Below are 15093 nucleotides of genomic sequence, written 5' to 3'. Positions count from 1 at the left end.
TCTTTGCGCCGATGCGGCCGCTGGATCCTCCGGGTAAGGTTGAACTGTGCCCGCCGGTGAGCGGGCTTCTTTCATGCCCGTGCCGCTCCTGTTCGAGCGTAGCCGGCGGCCGGGCGGGTCATCCCGGCCCCGCGCCAGGCGTACGCGGCCGCGAGGAGCACCAGCACCCCGAACGCCGGCAGCAGCAGGCGGTAGCTGACCACGCTGACCAGCGCGGCGCCCGCGGCGATCGAGACCACCTGGCTGACGCCGCCGACCGCGTCGTACGCCGTGGTGGCGCGGCCGATCAGGTGCGCCGGAGCGGTCTTCTGCAGCAGCGTCACGCGGGCGATGAACGGGATCGTCAGCCCGACCCCGGTGGCGGCGGCCGCGGCGGTCACGGCGGGCAGCGCCGGCACCGACATCCCGATCGTGGCCAGCGCGTACACGGCGGCGCCCACGCCGACCGCCGCCAGTTCGCCGTAGCGGGCGATGACCCGTGACGCGGCGAGTCCGCCGAGGACCGCGCCGACGCCGGTGACGGTGGCCAGCACGCCGACGAACGCCGGCGGCCGGCCGAGGCCCTCGGTGACGACGGCGAAGATGGCCGACTCGGTCAGCCCGCCGGCGACGAACAGGGCGCAGATCGCGACGACGCTGCGGCGCACCGGCGCGGTGCCGGCGATGACGCGCATGCCGGCGGTCACCTCGGTCCACAGCGCGAACCGCGAGCGGGGCGGCGGCGACTCGCGGACGCGCAGCAGCCGGAACACCAGCGCGGCGGCGAGAAAGCTGACCAGGTTCACCAGGGCGACCGGGCCGATGCCGGCCACCGTGTACAGCGCCGCGCCGAGCAGCGGGCCGCCGAGGCGCAGCCCCTGCCGCACGGTCTGGATGGCGCTGTTCGCGCCGGCGAGGTGCTCGTGCGGAACGAGGTCGCGGACCAGCGCGGTCACCGATCCGAACACGCACACGTACGAGGCGCCCATCGTCGCCGACACCGCGTACACGGTCCACCAGTCGCCGCGACCGTCCACAGTGAACAGCGGGACGAGCGCGACCGCCGACAGCAGGCACGTCACGACGAGGACCGTGCGCCGCCGGAACCGGTCGATGACCCATCCGAACGCCGGTGCCGCGCAGATCGGCAGCATGAAGAACATGATGGTGAGACCGGCCGCGCCCGCGGACCCCGTGAGGTCCCGCATGAGGATCGCGGGAACGAGCATCATCGCCGAGTCGCCGACCATGCTCACCACGAGACCGGCGAACAGCAACCGGAACTGCGGCAGGCGCAACGCCGCCATCATGCGGCGGCGAGGTCGGTCAGGCGCCGCATCGCGCGGCCGGTCGGCAGGACGGGCACGGCGTTGTGCACCATCGCGAACGAGTCCAGCCCCGGCACCACGACGGTGAGCACGGGATGGCTGTCGGCCGGGTTCCACCGGAACGTCCACGGCCGGAACCCGTGTGCCGCGAGCAGGTCGACGAGCGCCGCGAGCTGTTGGTCGACGGTGCGGCGCGGCGCGTCGGACCAGTCGCGCCGCACCGGTCGCGCGGCGCCGGCGAGCCCGGTCGGATCGAGCACCGCGCAGCGGTGCAGCACCGGCCACGGCTCCAGCGCGGCCAGCCGGTCGGCGTGCGTGGCGTCGACGTCGAGGTCGGCGGTGAACCAGCACTGGACGAGCTCGGTGAGGGCGCGCTCGGCCGCGTACGTGGGGTCGAGCGACGCGCCCGACCCGAGCAGCCCGACGTACTTCGTGGCCCGTGCCGGCAACGCGGCGAACGCCGGCACGCCGAGGTCGCTGGTCACGTCGAGGAGCAGCGGCGGCACGCCCAGGTAGTCGGTGGCCAGGGCCGCGAGCGGGCGCAGGCTCTCCGGCAGCGTGTGCAACGGGACCGCGTGCGCGCGCGGCGGATCGGCGGCGTACCAGTCGAGGAGGGCCAACGACACCGCGTCGCGCTCGATGACCTCGAGCAGGCCGTGCAGCACGGCGTCGGCTTCCGTGGCGCCGCAGGCGGTGCCGTTGTCGTAGGCGTACCGCGCGTAGGACTCGTAGGTCACGTCGTCGCCCGGCACCGGATACCACCGCAGCGACGGGCAGCGCGGGAACGCCGGATACCACAGGCTGCCGCCGGAACCGTTCACCGGAACCAGTTCCAGGCACGCGACGCGGGCGTCCGGATGGTCCTCGACGAACCGGTGCAGCATCGCCTCGCCGCCCAACCCGGGCTGGGCCAGCACGTCGGTGACCGGAAGGACCCGTACCCCGTCGGGTCGCGCGGCGAGGCCACGCTGTCCCATCTCGTGCTGGTAGTGCTGCCACAGCTCGTACAGCGCGCTGGCCATGCTCTGCCGGCCGGCGCCCTTGCCCAGCGAATAGGCGAGCGGGTTACCCGACGCGTCGACCAGGCAGCACCGGTACACGGGAAACCCGGTGACCCCACCGGTCTGGATCTCGCACGTGAGTCCGGCGCCGTCGAGGGTCGCGCGCATCCGTGAGATCGCTTCGTCGACACCGACACTGCGTTCGTTTCTCGCCGACATGGGCACCCCGTCGTCGCGTCGCCGCACCGGTCACTGACCCGGGTGACGGTCCGACGGACCGCCACCCGGTGCCGTCAGCGCTTGGCCGAACCCGCCCTGCCGCGGGCGAAGACCTTGTCCATCAGGCCGCGTTCGCTCGCCGAGACACTGAACGTGTCCTCCAGCTCGAAGCCGTCGCGCTTCAACGCCGTCGTGCCGTTCGGATTGCTGTTGCCCATCGGTGCCCCCTCCCGGCGGGGACGCGGTACCGCGCGAAACCGGATCCGCGCACCCACACATCGACTTGTGGCGATCAAACTACCGCGCGGCTGCGTCCGGACGGCCTTTGGCGGCACGATTCCGCAGAAGGTGACAAACACGGGGCGGCGGGCGGCATGCGCACGGAAGAAGCCCTTCCGCCTTCTTCCGCATGTGGCCCGGCCCCCGGCGGGTCCACCGTCAGAACGACGACAGCATCCCCTCGCAGCTGCGGACGACCACCGACGCGACGCGGCGCTGGTCGGTGGTCAGCTGCGCGTTGTGGGTCTCGCGCACCCACCGGTGCAGCGCGTCGTGCAGCCGGGCCCACAGGTCGTCGTCGGAGGACTCGTTCTCCAGGCCCAGCCGGGCCGGCACGCTCGTCCCGTCGGCACCCAGCAGCCGGCGGGCCTCCGCGGCCGACGGGTCGGGCAGGATCACCCGTCGGGTCCGTAGCGCCGCCAGGGTCCGCAGCTCCTGGAAGTCGTGGGTACTGGCGACGATGCGTTCCAGCTCGGCGTGGAGGTGGCCGGCGTCGTCGCGGGGTTCGGCCCGGAGCATGAAATCCAGCGCCAGAAGCGCGGTCCGTGCCTTGAGGACCTGTCGTCGGTCGAGGAAGAACTCACGGATGGACTCCCGTGTCTCGGTCAGGCCGCTGCGGCGGACCAGCTGCTCGGCGACCTTCTCCCGCGTGTGGCCGCCGGTGCGGATGAGGGTCACGGCCAGCCGCACGCCGAACAGGCCCAGGCGGTCGAGCAGTGCGCCGCGCACGGTCGTGTCGAGCGGAACCGGGAAGTCGGCGCCGGTGAAGCGGTCGGTCGACAGCAGGAACGGCTCCAGGCCGGCGCGGGGCACGTCGGCCAGCGTCGCGAGGGCGAGGAACTCGGAGTCGGTGAGCGTCGAGCCGGTGCGGGCGAGCAGGGGCGACAGCGCCACGACGTTCTGGCACAGGTGATGCACGCGCGGGTCGCGGCCCTGCCGGCGGGCGACCTGGCGGGCCGAGCCGAGCGCGTCGATGCGGCCGCCGCCGACCTCGTCGGCCCGCGACAGCACCACGAGCACGTTGACCGGCAACGCCAGCGACCCCGTGCCCGTGCGCGTCGACCGGAGGAAGGTGAGGTCGGCCTCGTTCACCTGCTGGGCGAGGTACAGCACCGCGTCGGCGTCGCGGAGGACGCGCCGGGCGACCGAGCCGTCGCCGCCGGCCGGTGTCACGGCGGGCGCGTCGATGAGCTGGGCGTGCCGCAGCGCGCGCACGGGCAGCTCGACGACGACCTCGTCGACGTCGCACGGCTTCCAGCGGGTCAGATCCAGGCGCAGCCCGGTGCCGAGCCGGGCGACGGGCAGGTCGTGCGCCGGTCCGCGGTCGGGGTACACCGTGACCCGGGGAACCGAGCCGTCCTGGTACCAGGTGAGCGGCTCGCCGCCGACGTCGACGGGCGCGACGTCCTCGCCGATGAGGAGGTTGATCAGCGTCGACTTCCCGGAGTGCGCGCGCCCGGTCACCGCGATGCGCAACGGCTCGTCGAGGCGGTACAGGTGGTCGCGCAGCCACGTCGTGGCCCGCCGGCTGTCGCGGTAGACGCGGGAGGCCTCCGTCAACAGGTCCCACACCGCGGTGCGCACGTGCGTCGCTTGAGTCATGACAGCTCCCGTGCCTGCTCGTCGAGGCTTTCCAGGCGCATCAGCTCGCGGCGGATGCGCTGCGCGCGGTGCTCGCGCACGGCGGCCTCGCTGTCGGCGGCCTGTTTCGCCGTGCGGGCGAACTCCACGATGGACTCCTGCAGCCCGTCGGTGAGCGTCGCGAGCTGGTCGCGCAGCGTTCGCTGCACGTGCCGGATGGCGTCGCGCACGTCCTTGCCCAGCCGCAGGAACACGTCGTCGATGTGCCGTTGGACGGCGGCCTTCGCCGCGGCCTGCCGACGCTTGCGGACCGACCTGCCGTCGTCGAAGATGCTCTTGCCGCCGAAGACGGCGCCGGCGCCGAGCGAGATCGGGTTGATCAGCGGCTGGCCGGCGAGGCTTGTCGCCAGGCCGAACATCAGCACGCCGCCGTACGAGCCGCGGAGCCCGGAGAACACGCGCTGGCTCAGCGTGAACCGCTCCGTCACCGGCCGGTCGATCGGTGACACGCGGTCGGTCAGCCGGTGCAGGCGCTCGGCCTTCCAGACGACGGCGGCCGGATCGTCGGTCAGCTGCCGCGCCACCCGCTCGGCGAGGGCGTCGATCCGGTCGACCAGCGAGGCACACGCCTCCTCGGCGGTGTCGACCATCGCGCCGTTGAGCCAGTCCTCCACGTCGGACCAGCCGCGTACCGGGTCGATCTCGTCGAGCATGCCGTCGACGCGGCGGAGGATGACGCGCGCGGACTCCCGCAGCTCGTACTCCACGTCGGAGAGCAGGTCGGCGACCTCGTCGGCGAGCGCGTTCTGCCAGCGGACCGTGCTCCGGCGCAGCTCGTCACTGCGCCGTTGCGCCTCGCGCAGCCGCGACATCGCGTCGGTGTCGCCACCGGACGCGATGCCGGCCAGCTCCTGGTTGAGCGCCGTCGCGAGGTCGCGCACAGCCGAGCGTCCGACGAGGGTGACCGCGGACCGCGCGAACCGGTCGCCCTTGTGCGAGACGGCGTCCAGCAGCGTCGACACGAGGTGGGGGAACCCGGACTCGGCGTTCAGCTGCCGGTCGCCGGTCGTGGCCGCCCGCAGCCGGAGCGCGGAGGAGACCGGCACCACCCGGGCCGGGATGCCGGCGTCGGCGAGCGCCTGCCGGTTGCGGTGCAGGACCCGCCGCCACCCCACGGCGAGGTCGGTCTTGGTCAGCGCGACCACCACCTCGGGGAACCCGGTGACGAGCGTCGACAGCAGGGCCAGCTCGCCGCGGGTCAGCTCGGCGGTCGCCGCCGACACCAGGATCGCGGTGTCGGCGCGGACATACGCGGCGAGGTCGGCGACGGTCGTCTCGACCGTCGACCCGTCGGGCGCCTCGATCACGGCAGCGGGCACCTCGGCCAGGGCGATCCCCGCGGCCAGCAGCGACCGGGGCACGCCGATCTCGGCGTAGGAGCCCGGCGCGGGCTCAGGTCCGCCGGGCCGCGCGACGAGACGGTCGAAGGGCACCGGCGTGCGCACCTCCGAACGCCCCGGCTCCGACGCGCGCCGGACCAGGCAGGCCGACGGAGCCGCGGCGTGCTGCACCACGGTGGTGAGCACGCCGCTGTCGCCGTCGGACACCGGGCAGACCGGCGCGTTCAGCAACGCGTTGATGAGCTGGCTCTTGCCCTGCTTCGGCGCGCCAAGCACCAGCACCCGCAGCTGCGGGTCCAGTAGCTGGGCGCGCCGCTGCCCGAGGCGGCCCACCAGGTCGGCCCGGCCGTAGGCGGCGCAGACCCGGGTGGTCTCGTCGAGCAGGTCGAGCCAGCGGGGCGCCGACGGGGCGACGGACGGGTCCGGGGCGTGCGGCGCGTCCACGGCGGCGCGGGTTTCGGTCTCCGCGCCGTCGTGGCGGCGCGGAGAGGCCGGACGCACGTCAGACGCGGGTCCGGCCTCCCATGGTGCGATCAATCGTCGACTCCGACCTTGGTTCCCGGGCTGGTTTGCGGATCAGTGGAAGATGTCGGTCACGCCGTCGACGGTGTCGGTGACGCCGCCGAGGAGCCCGTCGACCGGCTGGCCCAGGGTCGACCCGGTGTAGGCCGACGCGGTCGGGTCGGCCGTGACGCCCACCTCGGTGCTGTGCGCGGTGACCGCGCCGGTCACCCCGGTCACCGCTCCGACGGTCACGTCCGCCGTACCCACGACGCCGGTGACCGTGGAGTCGACCACGCCGTGCAGCGGGTCGGTGACGCCACCGACGACCCCGTGCACGGAGCCGGTGACGGAACCGGTGAGACCGTCCACACCGGCGATGCCCGTGTGGACGCCACCGATGCCGCCGAGGTCGGATCCCAGCACCGGCCCGGTCACCGGGCCGACGACCGACCCCACCGGGTCGATCGCGTCGATGGTGTTCGCGGGGTCGGCGACGGCGGACAGGTCGCCGCCCACACCGACCAGCCCGCTGCCCGTCGGCGCGATGCCCAGGCCCGGCAGCGTCACCGGCGAGACGTCGAGCCCGCCGAGGTCGAGCGACACGCCGGCCACGGCCGTCGCGCCGAGCGTGAGGTCCGGCCCGGTGCCGGATCCCACGCCGACCGGCAGGACCTGCGTGATCCCCTGCAGCTGGCTCACCGCACTGGTCGGGTCGGTAGTGATCGCGTCGAGGTCGACGAGCCCCGTGACCCCGTCGACCGGGGCGTAGTCGACCACCAGCGGAATGACCTCCTGTACGTCGGCGGCCGTGATGTCGCTCAGGCCGGCCTCCGCGAGGGCGCCCTCGGGATCGAGCTCGAACTCGGCGCGGGCACCGGGCTCGACCAGCAGCTTGAGGACGAAGTCGTGCAACGTCATCTGGGTCTCCATCAACCGCATCTCCTCGCAGTGCAAGACATGTGCAAGACATCGATCGGTGCCGGTGGGCCAGCCTCCCGGTCACCGGTGGTGACGCTAGGTTCCGGTCGCGTCCACCGTCATCGGGGATCGCGCCGCATCGCCGCGCGACGCACCCGGGGGTGCCGGGGGCCTCCCGATGGGGGGATTGGGGGATCGAGGGCGGTCGAAGATCTGGGGAGGCCCACCAACCAGACATCTGGTACGAACGAGGGCGTTGCCGTGATCACGGTCGGTGGGGAGCTCGGGGGGAGGAGGGGCGGATGCCGTACGCGCTCGGTGTGGACATCGGCAGCACCACGGCGTCCGCCGCGGTGTGCCGGCGCGGGGAGGACGGCTGGTCGGAGGCGGTAGCCGTACGGCTCGGCGCCCGCTCGGCCACCGTCGGGTCCACGCTCCAGATCTCCATGGACGGAACGGTGTCGCCACGCGACGTGACCGGCCCCGACGAACCCGGACCGTCACTCCGGTCGATTCGTGGTTACGTTCGGCGGGTCGGCGACGATGTCCCCTTCATGATCGGGAACCAGCCGTACCCGGCGCACGGCCTGACCGCCGCGATGGTCAGGTGGGTCGTCGACCGGGTCTGGGACGTCGAGGGCGAGCCGGCGGCGCAGGTCGCGCTCGCGTGCCCGTCCGGATGGGGAGCGCACCGCGAGGGGCTGCTGAGCGGGGCGTTGGGCGACCTGGGGCTCGACGACGTCGTTCTGGTCGCGTCCGCCCTGGCCGCGGTCGCGGGTCACGGGACCGCGGGGGAGCTGCCCGCGCCGGGCGTGTTCGCCGGGTACGACCTGGGTGGCACCGGCTTCACCGGGTCGGTCGTCGCACGACGCACCGGCGGCGGGATGGAGCTGGTCGATGTCGTGGAGCACCCGGTCGGCGGGTCCGATCTCGACGACGCGCTCGTCGCGCACGTCCTGGCGCGTTCCGGGTCGGGTCGCGCGGGTTCGATGTCGGCCGCGATGATGGCGTGGCTGCGCGACAGCTGCGCCGTCGCGCGGGAGCGGTTGTCGGTGGCGGCCGAGGCGGTCGTCCCGGTGCCGACCCCCACCGGTCAGGTCGATGTCGTGGTGACCCGCGCGGAGCTCGCCGAGCTGGTCCGCCCGCTCCTGCAGCCGACCGTCGACGGCCTGGCGCGGCTGGCCCGCGACGCCGGTACGGAGCCGACAGCGGTCGTCCTGGCGGGCGGGGCGTCGCAGACGCCGGGGCTCGCCGAGCTGGTCGCCGCGCGGCTGCCGGTACCGGTCCGGTCCGATCCGCACCCCGACGGCGTGGTGGCGCGGGGCGCCGCGCTCGCCGCCCGCCGGGTGCTCACCCGCACCCGGCCCGTGGCCCGGGAGCGGGCATGAGCGAGGTGTTCACCGCACCGGTGCGGGCCGCTCTCGACGCGGTGACCGGCGGCCCGACGGGCCTCTGCGTGCAGGCTCCGGGCGGGTACGGCAAGACCACCGTGCTGCACGCCGTCGCCGCCCGCTGCGAGGCGGCCGGGATCCCGGTGCGCACCCCGTGGCCGGCCGTGCCCGAGACCGTCGACGACGACACGGTCCTCCTCGTCGACGACGCACACCTGCTCGACCCCGCGCAGCTGGAGGCGTTGCTGCGCCTCGCCCGCCGGCAGCAGCCGCGGCTGGTGCTCGCGTACCGGCCGTGGCCCCGCCCGGCCGGCCTCGCCGAGCTGGTGGAGGCCGTGTCGCGCACGTCGCGGCCGGTGGCGCTCGCCCCGTTCGCGGTCGACCAGGTCGAGGCGTACCTGTCGGGCGTCTGGCCGGAGCGGCCGGCGCCGTCGGCCGTCGCGCGGGTCACCGCGTTGACCGGTGGGGTGCCCGCGTTCGTCGCCCGGCTCGCCGCGCAGGGCCCGTCGTCGGTGGGGGTGCCCGCGGAGGTGCTGACCCCGTTCACCGCCGAGCTCGACGCGCTGGACCCGGAGGTCCGCCGGGTCCTGCTGGCCACGGAGCTGGCCACGGAGGCCGGGATGGGCCTGCGCATGGACCTTCTCGGCGCCCTGCTCGACCGCGACGCCGACGGCGTGGTGACGGTGCTGGAGGCGGCCCGGGCGACCGGGCTGCTCGGACGCGACGGCGAGCTGGTGCCGGTCGCCGGCGCCGCGATCCGGGCCGTGGTGCCGGTGGCGCACCGGATCGCGGTGTGGCAGCGGCTCATCGGGCTCCAGCTCGACCGCGGCGGGCCGGTGCTGGCGCTGGTCCGCGCCCTCCTCGACGCGGGTGGCCCGGAGGCGGGCGGCGCGATGGCCGGCGCCTTCGAGGTCGCCGCGCAGGAGGCGCTCGGTAGCGACCCGGCCCTGGCGGTGCGCATGTTCGAGGTGGCCGCCGCCGCGGGCCGGCCCACCGTCGTGGCGCAGGCCCGCGCGGCCGCGCTCGTCGGCGACCTCGACACGGCGCTGCGGCTGGCCGACCAGGTGATGGCCGATCCCGGCTCGCCCGAGCGGGGCGACGGGGCGGTCATGGCGGCCACGGCCCTGGCACACCGCGGGCAGCTGGCCCGCAGCGCCGAGCTGTACCTGTGGTCCGGTCACGCCTCCGCCGCCGCCTTCGCCGCGATCGGCTTCGTCGGGACCGGTCGGCTGGCCGACGCGGAGAAGCTGCTGCGCGACGGACCGGCGACCGGGTCGCCCACGCTGCTGGCCGGCGCCGCCGGCCTGACCGCACGCGGGGTGCACGAGTCGGTCTGCGCCGCGCCGACGACCGCGCTGTCCACGCTCGTGCAGGCCGCGACGCTCCTGGAGTCGGCCGGTGACCAGACCCCGTTGCCGGACAGCCCGGCGGCGCTCGCCGCGCTCGTCGGTGTCCACTGTGGAGAGCTGGACATCGGCGAGTCGGTGCTGATGCGCGCGGTCGCCGGCGGCGTCGGCGGTGCGTTGATGACCACGCGGCACCGGCTGCTGCGCGCGTGGCTGCTCATGGTCCGCGGTGACACGGCCGCGGCACGCGCCGCCGCCGGCACGGACACCGACCGGCTGGAGCCGCGCGACCGGATCCTCGGCGCGGCGCTGGCGCTCGGGCTGGCCCGGCGCGACAGCGACCTCGTGGCGCTGCACCGCGCGTGGCCCGACGCGTGCCAGGCGGTCATCCAGCACCCGGTGGACCTGTTCACGCTGCTGCCGCTGGGCGAGTTCGCCGTGGCCGCGGCCCGGATCGGTCAGCAGCGCTGGATCGCCAACCAGCTCCGCGACGCGTGGGCGCTGCTGGAGAACCTCGGCGACCCTCCACTGTGGACGGTGCAGCTGCACTGGAGCTGCCTGCACGCCGCCGTCATCTCCGAACAGCCGGCCGAGGCCGCGGCGCACGCGGCGGCGCTGTCGGCCCGGCGCGGGCACAGCCCGTTCGCGGCCGCGGTCGCGTCGGCGGCCGCGTGCTGGCTGGCGGTGCTCGACGGAGACGTCGACCAGGGCCGCGTCGAGGCCGCGGCCCGCGCGCTGCACGCCACCGGCTTCTGCTGGGACGGGGCGCGGCTGGCCGGGCAGGCGGCGATCCGCACGACCGACCGTCGCGTGATGACCGCGCTGCTCGACTGCGCCCGGGTCCTGCAGGGCCGGCAGGCGCCCGCCGACGCGGGTGCCGGACCGGCACCGCAGCCGGGCGCCCGCCCGGCCCGGCGCGGGGAGGCGGGCCTCAGCCCCCGCGAACACGAGGTGGCCACGCTGGTGCTGGCCGGCCTGACCTACCGCGAGATCGGCGACCGGCTGTTCATCGCGGCGAAGACCGTCGAGCACCACATGGCCAGGATGCGGCAGCGACTGGGCTGCGTCAGCCGCAGCGACCTGCTCGCCCAGCTCCGCGTGCTGACCACCGACACCGACCCGAGCCTGCAGAGATGAGGATCAGCATGACCCAGTCACACCTGGCGGTGACCGACCTGGCCGGTCTGCTGGAGCGTCTGGTGGACCGCATTCCCGGCGCCGAGTCGGCCGTCCTGCTCACCACCGACGGACATGCGATGGCCAGCTGGGGCGGCGGTTTTCCGCGGACGACCGCGCAGATCTCGCGCCTCGCGTCGACGGTGCGGGGCCTCGCCGGCGCGTCCGGTCCGGAGACGCTGGGACCGGTGTGGCGCACGGTCGTCATGCTCGACCACGAACTGCTCGCGCTCGCGCCCGCCGGTCCCGACGCGGTCTTCGGCGTGACCCTCAACGGCCTGACCGCGCTCGACACCACTCTCGACTCGGTCCTCGACGACACCGCGACCGCCGCGGAGCACGCCGGACGCGTCCTGGCCGCGCACGACATCCGCACGGTGCCGTTCGTGCCGAGGCACGCCGCGCGCGATGGCGCACCGGCCGTCCGGACGCCGCTACGCAGGCGCACCGGTGGACGCCATTCCGCGGAGTTCAGCGCCGCACAGCTCAACTTCCGCGATCCGGCGCAGCCCACCGACGACCAGCTCGAACGCATGCTGTCGCGGCTGCGGTCGCTGTAACGCCGGCCCGTCACCCGCCACCCCACGGAGACCCCACCTCATGGACAGCTCTCTGCCCAGATCCCGGCCGCGCAGCGTGCCGGTCGTCGTTCTGGACACGCTCACCCGCGGGCTCGCGCTGCTGCGCCGGCCGTTCCGCGCCGGGCACGTTCCCGCGACGCAACGGATCGCGGTCGGCATCGGTGCCGGAATCGTGACGATCGGCGCGGCCGTACTGCTGGTGGGGCTCTTCGTTCCCACGGGCCCGGTGAACGTGCCGCGCCGGGCGGCGACCGGCGCCACGCCGGCCGTCGGACCGGCACAGGGGAGCGGCATCCCGACAGCGGTCACGTCGCGGAGCGCGCCGGTCGTGGTCGCCTCCAACGGATCCGCGGTCCCGTCGGGTCCGACGGCGAGCGGCACCACCACACCGGGTGGCGCTACGGGTCCGGTGCGTAACGCACCGGGTGCGCAGGCGCAACCGCTGCAGGCCCGCTACGACAAGGTCGGTGGCAGCGAGTCACTGGCGAGCTACCGTGCGACGGTCACCGTCACCAACCCGGGACAGGTGCCGGTCACGGGGTGGAGTGTCACGCTCACCCTGCCGCGCGAGACGCTCACCGTCTCCAACGCCTCGGGTGCGACGGCGACCCGGAACGCGGCCACCTGGACCTTCACTCCCACCGCCGCCACCGGTTCCGTGCCGGCCGGCGCGTCGGTGACGGTGACGTTCCAGGTCAACGGGGCCGCCGTCTTCGACGCGACACCCACCGCCTGCTCCATCGACGGACGCGCCTGCACCGGACTCGCGGGGTAGCGGTGCGCTGACCCCGCGTCATCACGCGGCGCACGTCGGCGCCTTCCCTCCGGGTGTCGGCGTGCGCCGCGGTCGTTGCGTGACGGTCCGTGTGCGCGTCGTGCCGCAGGCGCGTGGTGACATATAGCCGACAGCCGATTGGTGCAACCGGCGGCCTCTTCCAGGTGTGTCCAAGGCGTTCACTACCACAAGTTCGGGGCCGTGAAAGGCCTTGGTGCCGCCAAATCGGTCCTTTGTGGACAGCGGAGACCAAGGTCATACGACCGCGGCCATGACTACAGGACGTGAGGACAGCTCTAGTCAGACGTTCCTACGATCCCGCGACTTGATGGTCTGTACCAGGATGTCCATGCATCGATTCACCGCAACTCGCACAAATATCGACGTCGACCGACATCTGTCCACGGGAGGGCAACACAGATGGCTTTGGCAATATCCACGGGGAAGGTCGACATCACCCCGCCGGTCGGTTCCATCATGGCGGGTTACGGGGTCGACACTCCTCGTGTCGCTACCGGTGTCAACCGGCCCTTGCGGGCCCGCTGCACCATTTTCTGGGACGACGGCTGGCCCAACGCGATCGTCACCGTCGACACGCTGGCCTTCGGGCGCAGCCTGCACATCAACATCCGTGACCGGGTGGCTGCGATCGGTATTCCCCAGGGCGACTTCGTCCTGTCCACCTCGCACACCCACTCGGGTCCGGCCACCACCGAGAAGCTCGACCCGTTCATCGCGTACAACGCCAACGCGACGCACCGCACGCAGATCTCCAACCTCTCCACGGCGTTGGCCGACAAGATCGTGCAGCTGGTCCAGGACACGTACAACGCCACCCGCGTACCGTGCACGCTCGACTACAAGGTGACGACGCAGAACTGGTCGTACAACCGGGAAGGGATGAGCTACCGCGAGACCGATGTGCCGGTCCTGGTCGCCCGGAACTCCAGCGGGGCCCCGCTGGCCGTCCTCTTCAGCTACGGCTGCCACCCGGTCGCGGGCGGTAGCCAGACGCTGCTGGACCCGGACTACCCCGGTGCGGCCGCAGACCGCATCGAGAGCTCGACCGGCGCGCTCGCCCAGTTCATCCTCGGCCCGTGCGGCGACCAGAACCCCGACGGCGTCTTCAGCCTCTCGTACGTCGACCAGCTGGGTCAGAACCTCGCCACCGCCGTGACCACCGCGATGGCCACGCCCGGACGGGCCCTGGCCGGCCCGATCCTGACCGGCTACAGCACGGTCAACCTTCCGCTGGACATCACGCCCACGCCGGGCAACATGCAGGTCGTCAAGAACATCTACCAGCAGCGGCAGCAGAACTACCCGTCGGGCTACCACCGCCGGCACGCACAGACGATGATCCAGCAGATCGACTCGAACACGTTCGCCACCAGCGTTCCGCTGCCCATCCAGGTGTGGAAGCTGTCCGGGGCACCGGGGCTGCGCATGGTGTTCAGCGGCGGCGAGGTCGTCTCCGGCTTCGCGGTGTACATGCGTTCCCTGTACGGCGGTTCGAGCCGGCTCCTGTACTCGACGTGCTGTCACGAGACGCTGTGCTACATCCCCAGTGACGAGCTCCTCCGGCGGGGGGAGTCGTACGCGGGAGGGTTCGACGCCGACCACCCCGGCATCGCCGGTGGGTCCATGACGGTGTACGGCTACCTCGGCCACTTCCGGGGCAAGCCGACGGCCTCGTCACCGAACGGGGTCGAGCAGATCTACATCAACGCGGTGCGGTCGTTGCTCGGCACTCCGTAGACCTCCGCGCCGTGAGCCGGCCACCACCCGTGGTGGCCGGCCATCGGCGGTTGCATCCCCCGCGGTACCACCCCTCGCACCGACGAATGGAGATCTGCCAATGACCGGGTCCAACCGGGACCGTTCCGTAACCCGCCGGGGGGTGCTCCGCGGCGGTGCCGCCGCCGCGGTGGCCGCTCCGCTCGCCGGCGCCGGGATCGGGGTCGCCATGGGCGCCACGCAGGCCGCGTTCGCGGCCTCCAACCCCACCAACGGCCGGGTTCAGGTCATGAACGTCGTCGCGCACGCCGACGACGACCTGTTCTTCATGAACCCCGACATCTACCAGACGATCCGCGCCGGTGTACCGACGGTCACCGTGTACATCACGGCGAGCGAGATCAGCGGCGCCGGGAACACGCCCGCGCAGAAGGCCCGCAGCCTCCAGCGTGGCCTCCAGGACGCGTACGCGCGGATGGCCGGGGTGCCCGACACCAACACCAACGCCCAGGAGGAGTGGACCAGCCAGGCCTGGACGATCGGGTCGCGGAAGGTCGAGAAGTACTGGCTCATCAGCCGGCCCGAGGTGCAGCTGGTCTTCATGAACCTGCGCGACCTCAAGCTGGGCGACGTCTACGACAACGGCTACACCGACCAGACCGTGGTGCCGACCGGCGCGGCGGTGGGGTCGTACAGCTACTCCAAGGCCGACGTCAACTCGGTGCTGCTGGCCATCTTCAACAGCTACCAGCCGACGGTGCTCCGGTACCAGGACCCGACCCCCGACGCCCGGTACTACGAGGACCACACCGACCACCACGCCGCGGCGCGGTTCGCTGTCGACGTGGCCGGGCAGTACAGCGGTCCGGTCATCCACG

12 protein-coding genes are annotated in these 15093 nt (G+C 73.3%); 6 read left to right on the top strand and 6 right to left on the bottom strand.

The window, feature by feature from the left end:
* Positions 1-71: 71 nt before the first annotated feature.
* The 6 genes from Voc01_RS28865 to Voc01_RS28840 form a co-directional block, all read right to left on the bottom strand.
* Positions 72-1277: an MFS transporter gene (locus Voc01_RS28865; RefSeq protein ID WP_203930734.1), complete on the bottom strand. Its 1206-nt coding sequence runs from the start codon at positions 1275-1277 to the stop codon at positions 72-74.
* 8 nt (positions 1278-1285) lie between these two features.
* Positions 1286-2476 carry a YcaO-like family protein gene (locus Voc01_RS28860; protein ID WP_203930733.1) on the bottom strand — a complete coding sequence of 397 codons (1191 nt, stop codon included), beginning with the start codon at positions 2474-2476 and terminating at the stop codon, positions 1286-1288.
* Between the two features lie 125 nt (positions 2477-2601).
* Positions 2602-2745 carry a hypothetical protein gene (locus Voc01_RS28855; RefSeq protein ID WP_203930732.1) on the bottom strand — a complete coding sequence of 48 codons (144 nt, stop codon included), beginning with the start codon at positions 2743-2745 and terminating at the stop codon, positions 2602-2604.
* A 220-nt stretch (positions 2746-2965) separates the two neighbouring features.
* Positions 2966-4408 carry a P-loop NTPase family protein gene (locus Voc01_RS28850; protein ID WP_203930731.1) on the bottom strand — a complete coding sequence of 481 codons (1443 nt, stop codon included), beginning with the start codon at positions 4406-4408 and terminating at the stop codon, positions 2966-2968.
* Positions 4405-6288: a dynamin family protein gene (locus Voc01_RS28845; RefSeq protein ID WP_203930730.1), complete on the bottom strand. Its 1884-nt coding sequence runs from the start codon at positions 6286-6288 to the stop codon at positions 4405-4407. The genes Voc01_RS28850 and Voc01_RS28845 overlap by 4 nt, the downstream gene beginning before the upstream one ends.
* 75 nt (positions 6289-6363) lie before the next feature.
* Positions 6364-7209, bottom strand: coding sequence for an IniB N-terminal domain-containing protein (locus Voc01_RS28840; RefSeq protein ID WP_203930729.1), 846 nt, complete (start codon positions 7207-7209; stop codon positions 6364-6366).
* 302 nt (positions 7210-7511) lie between these two features.
* Between Voc01_RS28840 and Voc01_RS28835 the strand changes: the two genes are divergently transcribed.
* From Voc01_RS28835 to Voc01_RS28810, 6 genes are all read left to right on the top strand, one after another.
* The gene (locus Voc01_RS28835) at positions 7512-8597 is read left to right on the top strand and encodes an Hsp70 family protein (protein WP_203930728.1); all 1086 of its coding nucleotides are present in this window, start codon (positions 7512-7514) and stop codon (positions 8595-8597) included.
* A complete protein-coding gene (locus tag Voc01_RS28830) occupies positions 8594-11083 on the top strand; it encodes a helix-turn-helix domain-containing protein (RefSeq protein ID WP_203930727.1) in 2490 nt (829 codons plus the stop codon). The genes Voc01_RS28835 and Voc01_RS28830 overlap by 4 nt, the downstream gene beginning before the upstream one ends.
* The gene (locus Voc01_RS28825; RefSeq protein ID WP_203930726.1) at positions 11080-11682 is read left to right on the top strand and encodes a roadblock/LC7 domain-containing protein; all 603 of its coding nucleotides are present in this window, start codon (positions 11080-11082) and stop codon (positions 11680-11682) included. Before Voc01_RS28830 ends, Voc01_RS28825 begins: the two co-directional genes overlap by 4 nt.
* A gap of 40 nt (positions 11683-11722) precedes the next feature.
* Positions 11723-12478: a cellulose binding domain-containing protein gene (locus Voc01_RS28820; RefSeq protein WP_203930725.1), complete on the top strand. Its 756-nt coding sequence runs from the start codon at positions 11723-11725 to the stop codon at positions 12476-12478.
* 477 nt (positions 12479-12955) lie between these two features.
* A complete protein-coding gene (locus tag Voc01_RS28815; RefSeq protein WP_203930724.1) occupies positions 12956-14236 on the top strand; it encodes a hypothetical protein in 1281 nt (426 codons plus the stop codon).
* Positions 14237-14336: 100 nt separating this feature from the next.
* Positions 14337-15093 (top strand): PIG-L family deacetylase (locus Voc01_RS28810; protein ID WP_203930723.1); only part of this gene is annotated, 757 nt, incomplete at its 3' end.

It is taken from the genome of Virgisporangium ochraceum (genome assembly GCF_016863655.1).
Lineage (GTDB): Bacteria > Actinomycetota > Actinomycetes > Mycobacteriales > Micromonosporaceae > Virgisporangium > Virgisporangium ochraceum.
Note: the sequence above shows the minus strand (reverse complement) of the source record. Positions and strands in the feature narration are given on the sequence as shown.

Coding starts and splice junctions, on each gene's coding strand:
- Voc01_RS28840 (WP_203930729.1), bottom strand. CDS start 7,209: ATGACGTTGCACGACTTCGTCCTCAAGCTGCTGGTCGAGCCCGGTGCC.
- Voc01_RS28825 (WP_203930726.1), top strand. CDS start 11,080: ATGAGGATCAGCATGACCCAGTCACACCTGGCGGTGACCGACCTGGCC.
- Voc01_RS28855 (WP_203930732.1), bottom strand. CDS start 2,745: ATGGGCAACAGCAATCCGAACGGCACGACGGCGTTGAAGCGCGACGGC.
- Voc01_RS28820 (WP_203930725.1), top strand. CDS start 11,723: ATGGACAGCTCTCTGCCCAGATCCCGGCCGCGCAGCGTGCCGGTCGTC.
- Voc01_RS28860 (WP_203930733.1), bottom strand. CDS start 2,476: ATGCGCGCGACCCTCGACGGCGCCGGACTCACGTGCGAGATCCAGACC.
- Voc01_RS28850 (WP_203930731.1), bottom strand. CDS start 4,408: ATGACTCAAGCGACGCACGTGCGCACCGCGGTGTGGGACCTGTTGACG.
- Voc01_RS28830 (WP_203930727.1), top strand. CDS start 8,594: ATGAGCGAGGTGTTCACCGCACCGGTGCGGGCCGCTCTCGACGCGGTG.
- Voc01_RS28835 (WP_203930728.1), top strand. CDS start 7,512: ATGCCGTACGCGCTCGGTGTGGACATCGGCAGCACCACGGCGTCCGCC.
- Voc01_RS28815 (WP_203930724.1), top strand. CDS start 12,956: ATGGCGGGTTACGGGGTCGACACTCCTCGTGTCGCTACCGGTGTCAAC.